Genomic DNA, 17,055 nt, shown 5'->3' on the forward strand with positions numbered 1-17,055 from the left:
CATTACTGTTTACAGCTTGCGCTCCGCTACACTCGGCGACAAATACCTGTAACTGGACTTTCACCAGCTAGAATCGTGCCATGCCCGGCACACTAAAAACTTGTGCCGCGGGAGCGGCACACCTTCCCGATCGCCCCGATTGCCCCGACCACCCCGATCACTCCGGATATGATCATTTGTCCCGGGTACCTTTCGCTAGTCAGCCTCACTTGTGCCCTGGAGCGATAGTACGCCCCCTGCCCTCTTTGCTCGCCGCCCCCTGACCAGAGGAGCAGGTGAAATTCGGCGCGTACGGATACTTCAACACTGCCTGTGCAGAATCCCCATCATACTCGTGCCGCGAAAGCGGCACACCATCCCGACCACCCCGATCACCCCGACCGCCCCGATTTAAAAGTTTGACATCCTGCAGTTTCCCCTATAATATAAAACAGTTAATTCTCCATATTCTGTGATACAATAAACGTATTACCGTAAGAAAGGAGGCTGCTATGACCGATAAACTCTGGACCAGGGAATTCGTGGGCATGGGGATGGCCAATTTCTTTTATTTCATTTCCCACTGGATCCTCGTGGCAGCTCTTCCGATTTTTATAATGGATGACCTTGGAAAAAGCCAGGTGGAAGCGGGCATGGCCCTCACTTTTTTCCAGTTCGGCACCACCTGCTGCCGTCCCTTTGCGGGGCGGATGATCGATGGTATGCACAAACAGCATGTCCTTTCCGGCGCATCTTTCATCCTTTTCCTCATTATGGTGGGCTTTGGTTTTGCGAAAAGCCTGGAAATGGTATGGGGTCTCCGCTTCATTCATGGCATTATTTTTGCTCTGGGGACCACTTCGGCGGCCACCCTGGCTTCCTTGATTCTTCCTCTTTCCCGGAAAGGGGAAGGCATCGGCTATTTCGCAGTGACTGCCAATCTGGCCATGGTCATCGGGCCATTGGTGGGTCTTCTCATCCTGAATCATCTGGGAAAATCCTGCCTTCTGATTTTCCTTGCGCTGCTGGCCCTTTCGGCTGTTTTCTCGGGAAACAGCAAAAAACTCCCCGAATCCGTGGTCAGACCGTCGGGAAAAATGAAAAAGGGTTTCCATATTTCTGATTTTATTGAACGGAAAGCACTCCCTTCCGTCATTTTGGGAGGACTCGTCTTCTTTGCCTATGGGGGAGTCCTGACTTTCGTCCCCATGTATGCCAGAAGTCTGGGAATGGGCGGACTTTCCAGCCTTTTCTTCATGACCTTTGCAGTGGTCATCGTATTGACAAGGCCTCTAGTAGGGTACCTCTATGACCATCATGGACCGGATGCGGTTATTTACCCGGGACTTGTCCTCTTCTCCCTGGGCCTCGTCCTCTTTTCCCTGTGGAATGGACCGGTGCTGCTTGCCATATCTTCTGCCCTTCTGGGCATCGGCTTCGGCGCCCTTTCGCCAAGCCTCCAGACCCTGGCCGTCCAGTGCGCGCCTCCCTCCCGGGCAGGCGTGGCCACGTCCACCTATTTCTGGTCCCAGGATATTTCCATAGGCCTTGCAGGAGCCGTCCTGGGCCTTGCGGTGAACATCCTGGGCTACTCCCTCATGTATCTCTGCATCTGCCTTCCGGCGGGAATCATTGCTTTGATTTATTATTTCCGGTGGAGGAGAAATAGCGGCAGGAAATAAAAGCGATAAGTGGTAGTGAAGGCAGGCGCCCAAATCATAAGGCGCCTTTTTATATGGAAAAATGAAATTGGTCATGACAAAAAGTGGTAAAATGACCGTTTTTTCGTCATGAAAATTGAAAAAACAGGGTTTTCGCCTGTACTGATGACGAAAAAACGGTAAAGTGACCACTTTTCCGTCATGAGCATATCCGGGAATCATTGGGATATAAGGGCTGCGCCTTCACTGCGAACTGATACCTCAAATAAAAAAAGACCGCCTCATTTCTGAAGCGGTCCTTTGGCTTGCGTCGAATAACGAATAACGAAGAACGATTATCGATAGTTCATGTCGAAAATGTTCATAAAGGTAAGCACCTTATTTCAATATAACCTGATGTACCAGTGCTTTGATCTGCTGCATGCCGTCTGCGAAGGAAGAAAGGTGGTTGATGTACATGAAGGAGACCTGGGAGCCTACATAGTTTCTGAACTTATTGAAAGTGGGTTCATCGGTAATATTGTAGTCGGATGCGGCTATTTCCTTCAGGATAGCGATGGATTTGCCGGAGGCCGGGCTGGTCAGTACCCAGTCATGGTCGCCCAGATGGACGATGTAGCCTTCCTGCTTGTGAGGAGCCGGGAGTCCTTCACCGTCTTTTGTGAGGGCTCCGTATTTCACAGGGTCAATGCCTGCGATGATGCCGGCTGCCTTGATCCAGCCGACTACCGGCGCTTCTTCTTTCGGGTTGGACGGTGCGCCGTGAGCGCAGGCCTGGGCTACCACTTCTGCTGCCGGAAGGCCGCGGGTCATGGATTCAGCGATGGAGAAGACGTGATGAGCGCCCTGGCCGGCAAGGGTGAATTCCTTGAGGGATGCGCCATTTGCCTGCCACTGGAAGACGAAAGGTTTCTGGTTGTCGTGAAGTGCCTGGCCGGCGAGAGCGATATCATAGTCTACGTCATAACCGAAAACTTTCGTGTAGGTATCGCAGAGGCCCAGGGTGATATGCATGTTGGAGCATACATGGGTGGAAAGTCCGCCGGGGTAAGGATGATGGCTCATGTAGCCGGAGCCCGGAGCGGTCATGGTTGGCTGGCTCTTTGCCGGAAGTTTCGGGAAAAGGGTTTCAGCGGTAATCTTTGCGGGATCCACGAGACCTTTTTCAAGAAGCTTGTTGTAGGTGCGGGTGACGGCAGCAGAGGACGTGTAGTTGGACATGAACCGGGGCTGAGGGTCGTTGTAAATGTCCAGGACGGCAGACCGGAGGGAGCTGTCCTTGATTTTATTGACTAAAGAAAGGAGGTCTTTGTAGGAACCATTGACGAGGGGAGAAGCCTTGGCAGAGCCGATGGCATCGGGCAGGTCCTTGACCGCAATCGGTTTAATTTCCAGGCGGTGGGCTGTTTCTTCAGCGGCAGAAGCCTGGAAGGGGAAATGGAAAAGCATGGCGCCTGCAGCGGTTCCTGCGGCCAGTTTCAGGAATGTTCTTCTGGAAATAGGTTCCTTCATCATTGATTCACTCATGGTATCCTCCAAAATAAAGACTGGTGGTGAATGGCCTGTGGAAATAGAGTCAGTGGTACCCTTTTCACCGGGATTCACCTTTCTATGGAACCGCATGAGAAAAGGCTCAGGGGAAGTTCCATAGGAGTGATTCATCTTCTTGGAATGCTTTTCCCATGCGGATAATTCCAGTGTAGGAAGGATGGGAAAAAATAAAAGCAAAATTCTGCAAAATTTAGGGAAAATCAGTCAAATTTCCGTAAATTTGCAGAATTTTTCCATTTCTGACAAAAATGGAAATAAAATTTGACAGAAAGGAAATAAAGCTGTCGTATGCTGTAAATAATATTTCCATCGTTTACTCAAGGAGGTACATTATGTTTGGCATCGGCATTCCTGAATTACTTCTCATCCTCGTTATCGGTCTCATCGTATTCGGACCGGGCAAACTTCCGGAAATCGGCAAAGCTCTGGGAAAGAGCATGCATGAATTCAAGGACGCAGTGAATACGGATGAAACAAAAACGGTTACGGTTGTAAAAGAAGTGCAGGTTCCGGCAGCGCCCTCAGGTGAGAAAAAATGATTGCCGCTGAATCGGCAGGGGAAATGCCCCTTACCGGTCATCTTTCCGAACTCCGGCAGCGGATCATTTCCTCTCTCATCGCCATCGGTCTGGGGACGGCTGTTTCCCTTTTCTTTATAGAAGAACTCATCGCCTTCCTCACGGCTCCGGCGGGCCATCTCTATTTCTCAAGGCCTGCGGAAGTTTTCATCATTTATATGAAAACAGCCGTCATCGCAGGATTCATCCTGGCATCGCCGGTCGTTTTCTACGAATTCTGGCGATTCATCCTTCCCGCCCTGACGGACCGGGAAAAATCCTGGACCTGCATCTTCGTCCCCCTTTCCGTGGGACTCTTCCTGGGAGGCATCTGCTTTTCCTACTTCTTCGTCATGCCGAGGAGCCTTCACTTCCTCATCGGCTTTGGGGGAGAAAGCTTCACGCCCCTTCTTTCCATGGAAAATTACCTGGAATTCGTGCTCCTCATGATCATTCCCTTCGGCATCGTTTTCAACCTGCCTCTCGTCATGATTGCTTTGTCCCGGGCAGGCCTCGTCCATGCGAAAACTTTGAAGAAAGTGCGGAAATTTGTGATCCTCGCCTCTTTTGTGATTGCAGCCGTCATTACGCCCACCCCGGATATTTTGACCCAGTCCCTTCTGGCACTGCCCTGTATCCTGCTGTATGAAGTGAGTCTGCGGGTGATATCTTTGTGGGACAGGAATTAGTCTGTACGGGACTTTTAACTGAAAAGGAAACTTCAGTATGAAATACTATTGAATCGGGATTCTCGGGATTGTCGGGAATCCCGGGAATCTCAGGAAGGTGTGCCGCTGATGCGGCACATTTTTTTATGGGGAATTTGTACAGGCGCGGAAAAATCCTCCTTCCCTGATCAGGGGCGCAGGGTGAGTTTGTGCCAACATTTTTAGGGCCGGCGTAGAACAACCCCTCAGCCTCGGTTCGCTCGGCAGCTCCCCAGGCTCGGGGAGCTGGTGAACGATAGTGATACTGATAAGTGGAGGCTTACCTGCTTAGAGATAATTTCAATAAAAAAGAGCCCGCATTCATACTGCGGGCCCATTTTAATTGGAAAAACTAACGGCTAACTGCTAACAACTAACAACTCCCCTCCAATCCTTCTTTCAGCTGCTTTAAACCCTGTGCCAGTGTCACTCTCGGGCAGGCGAGGTTGAAGCGGAGGTACCCTTCTCCTTCTTTTCCGAAGACATAGCCCATATCGAGCCAGAGATGGCAGTCGTAGAGGATTTTGTGTTCCAGTTCAACATTCGAAAGTCCGTAAGCCGAGGCGTCTACCCAGGTGAGGTAGGTGCCTTCGGGTTCGATGAGTTTGAGCTTTGGAAGGTTTGTTTTCAGGTATTCCCGGAAGAAATCGAGATTTCCGCGGATGTATTCTTTCACCAGCGTCAGCCATTCGGCCCCTTCTTCGTAGGCGGCCCGGCAGGCGGCAAGGCCCATGACGTTCAGCTGGTCGTAGCCGAAGGCGTCAAGCTCTGCCTGAAATTTTGCGCGGATCTCCGGATTGGGGATGAGGATATTGGAATTCTGGAGGCCTGCGATGTTGAAGGTCTTGGAAGGAGCGGTGCAGATGATGGCATTTTGGGCCGCTTCTTCGGAAACGGTGCCGAAGGCGGTGTGGGGATGGCCGGGGTAGGTGAAATCTTCGTGAATTTCATCGGCAATGATTTTCACATGGTGTCTCACACAGATTTCCGCATATTTCGAAAGTTCCTCTCTCGTCCATACGCGGCCCACAGGATTGTGGGGGCTGCAGAGGATGGCCAGTTTGACATTGTTTTCGATGATTTTATTTTCCAGATCTTCAAAATCCAGTTCATAATGACCATCCTTGAGGACCAGTGGAGAGTTGATGAGCTTTCTGTCGTTTTTAATAATTGCATTAAGGAAAGGGTAGTATACCGGCTGGTTGATGAGGACTCCCTCTCCTTCTTTCGTGAGGGCTTTGACGGCCAGATTGATGGCAGGAACTACCCCGGGGGTCTTGATGAGCCATTCCGGCTGAATGTCCCAGTGGAAATATTTCCTCTGCCAGGCGGCGAGGGCTTTGAAATAGCCAACGCCTGACTCGGAGTAGCCGAAAATCCCGTGAGCCACCCGTTTCTGAAGGGCATCGATAATGGGCTCTGCCACTCGGAAATCCATATCGGCCACCCAGAAGGGGAGCACGTCCGCCGGTTTTCCGCGCTGCAGGGCAAAATCATATTTCAAGCAGCCGCTTCCGCGCCTGTCGATGATGGTATCCAGATCAGATAATTTCATAAGTCCTCCTTTAGTCCAGGGCCTGTTTCAAATCAGCGATCAGATCTTCTGCTCCTTCGATGCCTACGGAAAGGCGGAGGAGGCATTCCGTGATGCCCCGGGACTGCCTTTCTTCTTCGGTCAAATCGCAGTGGGTCTGGGTGGCCGGATAGGTGATGAGGCTTTCTACGCCGCCCAGAGATTCGGCAAAGCGGATGAGCTTGACCGATTTCAGCACTTTGAGGGCCGTCTCATGGGAATCGGTGTAGAAGGAAAGCATAGCGCCGGCCCCGCGGGACTGTTTGAAGTGGACGTCCTTATTTTCAAAATTTTTCAATCCCGGATAGAGGACTTTCGTCACTTTCGGATGATTTTCGAGAAATTCGGCGATAGCCCCGGCATTTTTCTGGGCTGCTTCCATGCGGAGGGCCAGGGTCTTGATCCCGCGGGTCACGAGCCATGCGTCCCAGGGGGCGAGGCACCCGCCGACGGTCTTGTAAAGGAAACGGACTTTTTCAGCGATTTCTTTATCCTTACAGACTACAAAGCCGGCCAGGGTATCGTTGTGTCCTGCCAGATACTTCGTCCCGCTGTGGAGGACGATATCTGCCCCGAAATCGATGGGATTGCAGAAATAAGGGCTCATGAACGTATTGTCTGCGATGAGAAGGCAGCCGTGGGCGTGGGCAAGTTCGGCTATTTTCTGAATATCCGTCACCTGCATCATGGGGTTCGTCGGAGTTTCAATGTAGACGGCCTTCACCGTTTCATCGAAAGCTTTTTCCACTTCTTCCGGGTGAGAGGTATTGACGTATTTAAATTTCAGCCCGTTTTTTTCGTTGATGAAACGGAAGAGGCGGATGGATCCGCCGTAGAGGTCGTCAGAGGAAAGAATCGTATCTCCCGGTTTGAAAAGTTCCATGACCATGGAAATAGCGGCCATGCCGGAAGAATAGCTGGTACAGTCACAGCCGTGCTCAAGGGCCGCTACCACCTTCTCCGTGCATTCGCGGGTCGGATTCTGGACCCGTGTGTAATCATAGCCCGTAGAACTCCCCAGCTCCGGATGGCCGAAAGTAGCGCTCTGAAAAATCGGTACGGAAATGCAGCCCGTCGGGTCTTTCCAGTCGCTTCCATGAATGCAGATTGTTTTAATGTCCATAATAGCCTCCAATGTTTTATCAAAATAGAAATCAAAGAACAGGGGACAAGGGTGGTGGGAGGTGAAATTGGAAAGTTTCACTTTTCCGGATTACCTTTATCGTCATCGTGATCCGTGACCCGTGGTCCGTGGTCCGTGATGGTGCGGCGCATCAGTAGAAGGCGCCGCTTTTAGTAGTTTGCCGGAAATCTGACTTATTTCACAATCCTGCTTTTAAACCCCTGCTGTCAGCTGCTTTAGCAGCCTTTGTTTCTGAAATAAAAAAATCGCCTCTCTATTGAGAGACGATTATTACCGTGTTACCACTCTGCTTCTTCCTGATGTCACCATCAGGAACTCTTGAGGTACGCCGGAAAATTTCCTTGATACCCTGCTGCTGTATCGGGCAGTCCCGGCGGGCTTCATGATTCGGTCCGACTGGCTCCAGGTCCATCTTCAGCTCCTTCGCTCGTACTGCTTTCACCCGACGCAGCTCTCTGGGACTTGCTCCGATGCTTACTCTTCCTGTCATTGCCTCTGTTGAATTATGAATATGGTAGCATGGGGATTTTTAATTGTCAAGACGGTGGATGGAAAAGACGGATTTCGGATTTGGGATTTCGGATTTCGGGGAGGTATCGGCGCTGAGGCGCCGATAAGTATTTATGGGGAATGTGCACAGGCGAGTTTGAAAAGCCCGCACAAGTCGAAACTCACCTGCCCCTCTGGTCAGGAGGGCAGCGAGCGAAGCGGGCAGGGGGCGTTCTACCACTGCAAGGCACAAAAGAGGTTGTTTAACGATACACAAATTGCAGTTTTTTCATTTTGTGTATCGTTTCGGCTTTTTCGAAAATAAGATAAAAATACTGCCTGCAATTTGCATGTTAAAAAGTTATCAGTTATCAGTTCACAGTGATCAGTGAAAGAGGCCCGCATCAAATTTGGATGGCGGGCCTTTTTTATACATGATTTAACTAAAATATAGTGTATATAAAAAGGCCGCCTTTTTATTTTCATGCGGCCTCCATAACTGAGAACTGATAACTAATAACTGATAACTCTCCACTAACAACTAACGACTAAAAACTATCCCAGCCGATTGACCATTTCCACCGCCCAGGCGCGGTTGATAATCAGGTCTTTCTGGGAGAGGAAAGCGATTCTCGGAAGGGCTGCTTCCTTGATGGCTTTGTAGAGGGCCATATCGAATTCCATGGAAGCGATCATGGCTCCGCCTTTTCTGAAAAGGAAACCGTGCTCTCCGTCTTCATTGGTGGCAAAGAGGATTTCCTCGATTCCCTTGTCCTTATAATGTTCTTCCACATTGGCCCAAACGGAACTTTTGATGATTTCCACAATCCGGTCATCCAGTCCTGCGTCGAAAATAAGGAGTTTTTCCTTGAATTCATTATAGGAAAGGACGATCCGTTTCACATAACCGTCAAAGGCATTTCCCTGCTGGCCGAGCATGGCAGCCATATCGTTGTAGCTGGATCCGTCGGCATCGACGAAGATGAGGATTTTGTCTTCCTGCTGGTGGTAAAGGAAATTATAATTCAAAACGGCCGTAGCTCCGCAGTCGGGGCAGTGGTAGCGGAAAGCTTCATCGTTTCTGACGGCTGCCTTCATTTCCGGATTTTCTTTTGTATTGATGCTGTCCCATACGAGACATTCGTGCTTTTTCCCGCACTTGGGGCAGGTGATTTCCTGCATGGCGCTTTGTGACATAGGTACCTCCATGTTTTTGTTTTTATTGTTTTTTCTATTATAACAAATGGTGCGTCAAATGTGGGTAAAAATACAGGGGAAAGGGGAAGGGGGAAAGGGAAAAGGGAAGGTGTCGCTGCTGGGGCGGCGACGAGTTTTGTATGGGGATTTTACACAGGCGGCTTGGGAAAAAGACGGATTTCGGACTTGGGATTTCGGATTTCGGGGAGGTGTGCCGCTGGTGCGGCACGAGTATATATGGGGATTTTGCACAGGCGGCTTGGGAAAAAGACGGATTTCGGACTTGGGATTTCGGATTTCGGGGAGGTGTGCCGCTGAGGCGGCACGAGCATATATGGGGGATGTGGACAGGCGGGGGATAAACGGAGGGGGAAAAAATCAAAAAACGCTGCGGGGCAGCGTTTTTTGATGTGGAGCGGAAGGATTATTCTCTGGTGTAGCCTGTCTTTTCCAGGTATTTCTTCATTTTTTTCAGGGCTCCTCTTTCTGCGTCCCGGACGGAGGTGGGGTCGATACCGAGGGCTCTGGCCGTTTCTGTGACTCCCATGTGCTTGTAGTAGATTTTATCGATGACGTCAGCCTGCCGGGCGGTGAGCTGCACGTGGGGGAGGGTCTTTCTGACGATTTCTATATTTCTATTTCGTTCATCCATGGTTTCTACCAGGGAGGAAGGTTCGGGGCGGTCGTCGGCTTCCAGTTCCAGACTTTTTCCGCCTTCTTCCGGCGGCGCATCCAGGGTGGACTGGTAGTGGCTGGCATAGTTGATGCTCTTTCTGTTCGTTTCCTTCAGGGAGCCGTCTACCCAGTGGCTGCAGAAGGTGAGGAATTTGACGCCCTTTTCCGGATTGAATCGTTCGACGGCCGTATTGAAGGATTCGAATATGGAAATAATGAGATCATCCTGGCTTTCTTTCGGGTAAGCAGCCGCCAGGGTGCGGAAATAGGGGAAATTGTAGCCCCAGAGGATTTCCACGCACTGCCGGCGGTCGATTTCGGACTGCCTCATGCCGCGAAGGACCGCTTCGTTTGTGGGGTAGCGGCTGCTCCAGTTCTTTTTTGTGAAAGTGACAAATTCGGTCATGGCAGCAAGAAAGGCGTCCGTTCCCCGGGGGACTCCATAGGAAGAAACACCTTCCTGCAGGAGGTCCTTCCGCCGGCGGATCGTTTCCTTCCAGCGGGCCATAAAGGCGAAGAGGTCAAAATTTTCCATGGGTATCAGCTCCTTTTTGCCATTTTCTTTATTTTACGATGAGGAGGGAAATAATGCAAATAAATGTTTGGAGCATTTGCACGGAAAGCATATTTTTGTATTGCGTTCAAATAAATAAAAATTTTGATTTTCTGTTTTTTAAAGGAGTTATTTCTGCGAAGGGAACTGCATGAAATTAAATTAAAGTCGATAAAATATGGTATTTCCTTGTCCTATTTCAACGATTTCCTTCCCGGGATATTCACCGGTGAAGGTTCATACATCAAATCACTTATTATTTATTTGAACTTGTTATTGACAACTTTCAACAGTGCAACTTATAATGTAAGTACGATAAAAACGAAAGTAGTACTGGAGGTAACCATGAAAGAAAGGTTAATTAAGGCGACGCTGGAGGAAATGAAAACAAGGTCACTCAAATTTACCATGGATGACCTGGCCCGGAAACTTCACGCAAGCAAAAGTTCCATTTACAAAGTGGTGGATTCGAAGGAGGATCTCATCCGCCTGGTGGTGCACTGGGCCATGGATATTTTCGAGAGGAAAGAAGAAATCCTGATTCATGGAAAGGGACCGGTCAATTCGAGGCTCATTGAGTTCTGCGGGCTTTTCTTCAAGACTTTCTGGTACATGCCGAAGCCGGTGTATGAAGACCTGCAGAACAAGTACGAGGATATCTGGAAAGAATGGGACGATTACCGGGAATCCAAATTTGATGATATTATGCGGTTTCTGGAAGAAGGAGTAAAGACCGGCGAATACCGCCCGGTGAACCTGAAAATTGTGAGACAGTGCGTATTTCATGCAGCCTGGGGCATGACGGATCCCAAATTCCTTGCGGAAATGAATATGACCGGTTCCGACATGCTGGAAGCGCTGGAGGATATCATCCTGAACGGGCTCAAAGCGGGAGAGCATGCAAATATCAGGACGGTTCCCGAAGAATCGGAAAAAGAGGAGGAGAGAGCATGAAATATTGGAAGAAAGCGGCAGCCCTGTCTGTGCTGGGGATGGCCCTCGTATTCTCAGGCTGTGGAAATAAAACGCAGGTCACTACCCAGCCGCCCATTGTGAAGACGATGATAGCCGGTGAGACCACAAAGGGAGAAAAAATGACTTTTTCCGGGACCGTGCACGGTTATTTCGAATCCCCCCTGGCTTTCCAGACCGGAGGACGGATTATGGCCCGTTATGTAGATCAGGGCCAGCGGGTTTCGGCCGGAGAGCCCCTGATGAAGGTGGATTCCAAAGATGCGGAAGAAGCGGTGGCTTCGGCAAGAGCGGCCGTCAATGCGTCGGAGGCCCGGGCAGAGCTGGCTCATTCCACCCTTTCCCGCTATGAGAAACTGTATGCCCAGAATGCCATTTCCGCCCTCACTATGGATCAGATGGAAAATCAGGCAAAACTGGCAGATGCGGATTTGAACAATTCCACCGCTGCCCTTTCGAGGGCGGAACATAATCTTTCTTTCACTCTCCTCACGGCAGACCGGGATGGAGTGATCGGGTCCACCATGTATGAAGTGGGTCAGGTCGTTGCGGCAGGGACACCGGTTGTTTCCATCATCGATGATTCGAGAAAGGATGCCTATATTTCCTTAACGGAAAAACAATATAAAGCTTACTCAGTAGGAATGCCCTGCACTGTCACCTTCTGGGCTCTTCCGGGAGTGACCGTGGAAGGCAGGGTCCGGGATATCGCAGCTTCGCCGAATACGGCCACCGGAACCTATGATGCCAAAGTCACCCTGATTGACCCGCCGGATTCGGTGGTGGTAGGCATGACGGCAGAAGTGCGCTTTGGCGGAGATAAAGAAGGGACTGCCGTATTCAAGGTACCTCTGACGGCTATGGCCACCCAGAGTGACAAGCCGGCGGTATGGATAGTCAGGGACAGGAAAGTCCATCTGGTAGAAGTCACTACCGGTGAATACGGTGAAGATTCCGTGGAAATCACGGGAGGCCTTGTAAAGGGAGATATCGTAGTTTCCGCCGGAGCCAATAAACTCACGGAAGGTGAAGAGGTGAGAACATGAAAGGCTTCAATCTGGCGGAGTGGGCCATCCGTCATAAGCAGATCATTTATTTCTTCATTATTTCCATCATCATCGGCGGCCTTGCGTCCTATTTCAAACTGGGTCGGAGCGAAGATCCGAATTTCACCATCCGTGAAATGGTGGTTTCCGCAGCCTGGCCCGGCGCATCGGCCGAGCAGCTGACGGACCAGGTGACTTATCCCCTGGAACGGAAACTGCAGGAAACGCGGGGCCTCGACTATATCAAGTCCTTCACCCATGACGGAAAGACCGTCATTTACGTGGATTTGAAAGATGAAGTGCCGAAAGACGTGGTTCAAGAGCGCTGGCATGAAGTCAGAAATGCGGTGAATGACGTATGGAGTGACCTGCCAAAAGGGGTGGTGGGACCTTTCATTAATGACCGTTTTACCGATGTCTATGGTTCCATCTATGCCATTACGGGGAATGATTATACCTATGAAGAAAAAAGAAAAGCGGCCGAAGATATCCGCCGCCGGCTTGTCCTTGTGGATGATGTGGAGCAGGTCAAACTTCTGGGTGTCCAGGAGCAGATGATTTATGTGGAAATGGACCAGAATAAACTGGCTTCCTTCGGCCTTTCCCCAGCTTCCATTTACCAGATTATCGCCCATCAGTCGGCCATGATGCCTGCCGGGACCATTCATACGGATTCAAGAAATGTGGCCATCCGTGTGGAAGGACTTCTGGGGACGAAGGAAGCGCTGGAAAACCTGCCCATTCATGTGGGTGAAAGAAATTTCCACCTGTCTGATGTGGCGAAAGTGACCCAGACCTATACGGACCCGGAAACGTCCCTCATGTATTTCAATGGCAAACCGGCCATCGGTATTGCCATTTCCATGCAGGATGGAGGAAATAACCTGACCCTGGGCAAGAATCTCCAGGCCGTGGTAGACCAGATGAAACAGGATCTGCCGGCAGGGATGGAAATAGATCTGGTGGCGGACCAGCCGGAAGTGGTTAATAATTCTATTGCCGAATTTACGGAAGCTTTGATCGAAGCCTTGGCCATCGTCATGGCTGTTTCCTTCTTCAGTTTAGGCCTCCGGAGCGGTATGGTCCTTGCCATGTGCGTACCTGTCGTCGTTTGTTCATCATTTTTATTTATGGAATTTAAAGGAGTGGACCTTCACATCGTATCCCTGGGGGCACTCATCGTATCCCTGGGACTTCTCGTAGATGATGCCATCATCGTCATTGAAATGATGCAGGTGAAACTGGAGCATGGCTTCAGCCGTCTGGAATCGGCAGAAGGGGCTTACAAGTCCTGCGCCGCTCCTATGCTGGCAGGCACTCTCATTACCGCAGCCGGTTTCATTCCCGTAGGCCTTGCGGAAGGGCAGGTCACGGAATATACGAATTCCCTTTTCTGGGTCCTCGCATCAACCCTCGTTCTTTCCTGGCTGGCATCCATCTTCGTTTCCCCGGTATTGGGCTACCAGTTCATCAAGCTTTCCAAACCACCGGAAATTAAAGTTAAAATCCAGAATAAAGCCTATGCTGTTTTCAGAAAGGCAGTGAAAGCTTTCGTTCATTACAGAAAGACTGCCATCCTGGGGACTGTGGCCTTTTTCGTTTTTTCTATCCTGACCCTTCCTTTTGTGAATCAGGAATTCTTCCCTTCCTCCATTCGTCCGGAAATCATTCTGGACGTGAATCTGCCCAGCGGTGCATCCATTAAAGATACGAAAAAAGTAATGACTGCCGTGGCAGACAGGCTCTATGGAGACGACCGGGTTTCCTCCTTCTCCACCTATATCGGTGATACGGCGCCCAGATTCATCCTTCTCTTCAACCCGCAGGCGGCAGAAGATGATCATGGGCAGATGATCATCGTTACTACGGATACCGAAGCCAGAGATTCTCTTCGGGAAGAAGTGCAGGATTTCCTGGAAACGAATTATCCGGAAGTCCGTGCCCATACCCGCCTTATCCAGACGGGACCTCCGGCGGAATATCCGGTGATGCTCCGCCTCCGCGGACCGGATGCAGGGAAAGTGGCAGCCCTTGCTGAAGAAGCGCTGGCTCTGGCAAAGACCCATCCCAATGTGACCAATGCTTCCCTCGACTGGCCGCAGCAGACGCCCACGGTTCACCTCGATATCAACCAGGACAGAGTGAGAGAGCTGGGCATCGATAACTATGCGGTATCCGAAGACCTTTACATCAAACTTTCGGGCTATAAAGTGGCCGAATCCTACCAGGGCGACCAGCTCGTGCCCATTTCCTTCCGCCTCGAAGGAGACAATGCGGCTCAGCTGGGAAGCCTCGAATCCCTGCCCATTCACGTGGGAAGCGGCCGGTATGTGCCCCTCGGCCAGTTTGCCGATATTTCCTACCAGAATGAAACGAGTACCATCTGGCGTAGAAATCTCGCCCCCTGCATTACCATCCGGAGTGATGTAAAAGGCGGAGTGACGAGTGATTCCGTGGCTTCCGAGCTTTATAACAAGACTTTGAAAGATTTCCGGGAAAACCTGCCTGATGGTTATTCCCTCGAAAAAGACGGCACATTGGAACGAAGCGATACGTCCATGGGACAAATCGCGGCCACTGTCCCGATTCTCGTCTTCCTCATCCTGATGATCCTTATGTTTGAGCTGAAAGACCTGAAACTTATGGTGATCGCGGCCGTGTCTGCGCCCCTTGGTATGATTGGCTGCATCCTCACCCTGGTGCTCACACGAAAAGCCATGGGCTTCGTAGCCATCATCGGTATGCTGGCTATAGGCGGGATGGTCATCAGAAATAGTATTATCCTCCTCGACCAGATCCGGCAGCATCTGGAAGACGGAATGACGCCCTACAATGCAGTCATCGAATCCGCAGTCCTCCGTTTCCGTCCCATCATGCTGACTTCCTTTGCCGAAGTCCTCGGGATGATTCCCCTCATTCCGAATCCATTCTGGAGCCCTATGTCCGTCGCCTTCATCGGCGGCCTCACCGTGGCAACGCCCCTCGGCCTCCTCTTCGTCCCGGCCCTCTACTCCTTCTGGTATAAAGTAGAAGAACCGAAAGAAGTGGAAGAGGCATTTGAAGAGGAAGAAAAGGAGAGGAAGGAGAAAAAGAATAGTTAGTGGTTAGTTTTTAGTCTCACAAAGTGTTGGTCGTGGTCCGTGATTCGTGGACCGTGGTCCGTGAAGGTGGCGGGCGTCAGAAATGATGGCCCGCCATTTTCAGGTGGTTTTTCAGAATGCTGGTCCGGAAGGAAACTATAAGATGAAGGACCTTTGAATCGGGGGTGTCGGGGTGATTGGGGAAAGACGGATTTCGGACTTCGGATTTGGGATTTCAAGGTGTGCCGCTGATGCGGCACGAGTTTTTATGGGGATTATACGGGAGTGTCAAGGGAGTGTCAAGCATTTTGTGTAAATTATTTTTACCGGCTATAAGAAAGTTCATCAATATCCTGCTCACTTATAAAGTCAGGATATTTAGCTTTTACTTCAGCCATAATTTGATTCCATTTATATACCTTTTTACTCCAGGAATTAGTAACTAGCTCCATTGCCAAATATAGAGATTTCCAAAGAGCTTCTTCTGATGGGAATTGAGTTCTGGCCTTGGTGTATTTTCTAAGTCCACGATTGAAATTCTCTATGGCATTCGTTGTGTAGACCAGCCGCCTCAAAGATTCCGGCAGCATAAACATCGTCGTTAATTCATCCCAGTTTTTCCTCCATGTCTTGATTACACCCGGATATTTTCTCCCCCATTTATTATCCAGATCTTCCAGCCTCATGCCTGCTGCTTCCAACGTCGGAGACTGATATATCTCCTTCATATCCTTTGCTATTTCTCTTCTTTCTTTATATGGAATGAGTTTCATGCAGTTCCGAATCTGGTGGACTATACATCTTTGTACCATGGATTTGGGAAACATGGCATTGATGGCTTCCACCATACCGTTAAGGCCATCTACAGCAAAGAGCAGGACTTCCTTTACGCCACGACTTTTCAGATCATCCATAATCTGCGCCCAGTAGCTTGCACTTTCGGCTGCACCTACCCACATGCCGAGAACGTCCCTCTCCCCACGCATATTTACGCCGATAGCTACATAGGTGGCCACTTCCTGATATCTTCCGTCTTTTCGGATCCGATAATAGATAGCATCGAGAAAAATATACATGTATTTCTCGCACAGAGGTCGGTTTCTCCATTCCATGATTTCCGGAAGGACGGCATCAGTCAGGTGGGAGACTTCAGTAGCAGAAAGGCTGAACCCATACATCTCTTCAATCTGTTCGGAAATATCTCTGGTTGTCATTCCCCTTGCATAAAGCTTGATTATATAGGGAGACAGGCTTGATATATCTACCTGATTCTTTTTAACGAGTACAGGTTCAAAAGTCCCTTTTCGATCCCGGGGAGTCTTCAATTCCAGGGGCCCGTAGTCGGATTTAACTGTCTTGCTGCTGTATCCATTTCTGGAATCCGTGATATTTGCTTTGTGTTTTGAGCTCTGATCATACCGGTTATATCCCAAATGATTATCCAACTCAGCTGAGAGTTCCGATTCGACAATTGATTTCACTGCCTGCCTCAGAAATTGCTGAATCATGGTCGTATCCATATGGATATTCCGATTTTGAAAATCTTTAACGATTTCCTCTCCAATTCTTTTAGCAGCTGGTAGTTCGACATTGGTATTTTGTTTACGTCTTGGCATAAGAGCATCCTCCCTTTGAATTAACTATACTGCTTGACCTCAACGTAAGCTACTAAAAGAATACCTTGAGCTACAATAGATTTTACACAGTCTATCGTACACTCCCGATTATACACAGGCGGGAGATTCCCCATTAACTTCAATGTACAGTCCCTCCACATTCAGTTTCCTTCCTGACGTCATCTATTAACTGATAACTGATAACTGCGAACTGATAACTGCTAACTTTTCACCCCGCATATTCTCTCAGTTTGA

Annotated in this window: 12 protein-coding genes; 6 read left to right on the forward strand and 6 right to left on the reverse strand. The window is 49.8% G+C overall.

Features of this window, described 5'->3' with window-relative positions; translation table 11 throughout:
* The first annotated feature begins 491 nt into the window (after nt 1-491).
* The gene (locus QZN42_RS03895) at nt 492-1,661 is read left to right on the forward strand and encodes an MFS transporter (protein ID WP_296954441.1); all 1,170 of its coding nucleotides are present in this window, start codon (nt 492-494) and stop codon (nt 1,659-1,661) included.
* A gap of 357 nt (nt 1,662-2,018) precedes the next feature.
* Here the strand turns inward: QZN42_RS03895 and QZN42_RS03900 are convergent, their stop codons facing one another.
* Complete coding sequence (locus QZN42_RS03900) at nt 2,019-3,167, reverse strand: twin-arginine translocation signal domain-containing protein (RefSeq protein ID WP_296954444.1); 1,149 nt, start codon at nt 3,165-3,167, stop codon at nt 2,019-2,021.
* A 356-nt stretch (nt 3,168-3,523) separates the two neighbouring features.
* On the opposite strand from QZN42_RS03900, the gene tatA reads away from it, so the two are divergent.
* Together tatA and tatC are read left to right on the forward strand one after the other, a co-directional pair.
* Nucleotides 3,524-3,730 carry a twin-arginine translocase TatA/TatE family subunit gene (gene tatA / locus QZN42_RS03905; RefSeq protein WP_296954446.1) on the forward strand — a complete coding sequence of 69 codons (207 nt, stop codon included), beginning with the start codon at nt 3,524-3,526 and terminating at the stop codon, nt 3,728-3,730.
* Complete coding sequence (gene tatC / locus QZN42_RS03910; protein ID WP_296954450.1) at nt 3,727-4,437, forward strand: twin-arginine translocase subunit TatC; 711 nt, start codon at nt 3,727-3,729, stop codon at nt 4,435-4,437. Before tatA ends, tatC begins: the two co-directional genes overlap by 4 nt.
* A 391-nt stretch (nt 4,438-4,828) precedes the next feature.
* Here the strand turns inward: tatC and QZN42_RS03915 are convergent, their stop codons facing one another.
* The 4 genes from QZN42_RS03915 to QZN42_RS03930 all read right to left on the reverse strand — a co-directional run bounded on the left by QZN42_RS03915 (nt 4,829) and on the right by QZN42_RS03930 (nt 10,068).
* Nucleotides 4,829-6,010 (reverse strand): MalY/PatB family protein, encoded by a 1,182-nt coding sequence (locus QZN42_RS03915; RefSeq protein ID WP_296954451.1) that lies wholly within the window; start codon nt 6,008-6,010, stop codon nt 4,829-4,831.
* A 10-nt stretch (nt 6,011-6,020) separates the two neighbouring features.
* Nucleotides 6,021-7,151 carry a PLP-dependent aspartate aminotransferase family protein gene (locus QZN42_RS03920; RefSeq protein ID WP_296954453.1) on the reverse strand — a complete coding sequence of 377 codons (1,131 nt, stop codon included), beginning with the start codon at nt 7,149-7,151 and terminating at the stop codon, nt 6,021-6,023.
* 1,065 nt (nt 7,152-8,216) lie between these two features.
* On the reverse strand, nt 8,217-8,858 hold the full coding sequence (locus QZN42_RS03925) for a CpXC domain-containing protein (protein WP_296954455.1): 642 nt from the start codon (nt 8,856-8,858) through the stop codon (nt 8,217-8,219).
* Between the two features lie 424 nt (nt 8,859-9,282).
* Nucleotides 9,283-10,068: a sigma-70 family RNA polymerase sigma factor gene (locus QZN42_RS03930; RefSeq protein WP_296954457.1), complete on the reverse strand. Its 786-nt coding sequence runs from the start codon at nt 10,066-10,068 to the stop codon at nt 9,283-9,285.
* A gap of 363 nt (nt 10,069-10,431) precedes the next feature.
* On the opposite strand from QZN42_RS03930, the gene QZN42_RS03935 reads away from it, so the two are divergent.
* From QZN42_RS03935 to QZN42_RS03945, 3 genes are read left to right on the forward strand one after another with little or no spacing between them, the layout of a single operon-like run.
* The gene (locus QZN42_RS03935; RefSeq protein ID WP_296954459.1) at nt 10,432-11,040 is read left to right on the forward strand and encodes a TetR/AcrR family transcriptional regulator; all 609 of its coding nucleotides are present in this window, start codon (nt 10,432-10,434) and stop codon (nt 11,038-11,040) included.
* The gene (locus QZN42_RS03940) at nt 11,037-12,104 is read left to right on the forward strand and encodes an efflux RND transporter periplasmic adaptor subunit (protein WP_296954460.1); all 1,068 of its coding nucleotides are present in this window, start codon (nt 11,037-11,039) and stop codon (nt 12,102-12,104) included. Before QZN42_RS03935 ends, QZN42_RS03940 begins: the two co-directional genes overlap by 4 nt.
* Complete coding sequence (locus tag QZN42_RS03945; protein ID WP_296954463.1) at nt 12,101-15,205, forward strand: efflux RND transporter permease subunit; 3,105 nt, start codon at nt 12,101-12,103, stop codon at nt 15,203-15,205. Before QZN42_RS03940 ends, QZN42_RS03945 begins: the two co-directional genes overlap by 4 nt.
* A gap of 302 nt (nt 15,206-15,507) precedes the next feature.
* On the opposite strand, the gene QZN42_RS03950 is transcribed toward QZN42_RS03945, so the two are convergent.
* Nucleotides 15,508-16,800, reverse strand: coding sequence for an IS256 family transposase (locus tag QZN42_RS03950; RefSeq protein ID WP_296954465.1), 1,293 nt, complete (start codon nt 16,798-16,800; stop codon nt 15,508-15,510).
* Nucleotides 16,801-17,055 lie beyond the last annotated feature (255 nt).

It is taken from the genome of uncultured Dialister sp. (genome assembly GCA_900314595.1).
In the GTDB taxonomy this organism is placed as follows: domain Bacteria; phylum Bacillota; class Negativicutes; order Veillonellales; family Dialisteraceae; genus Dialister.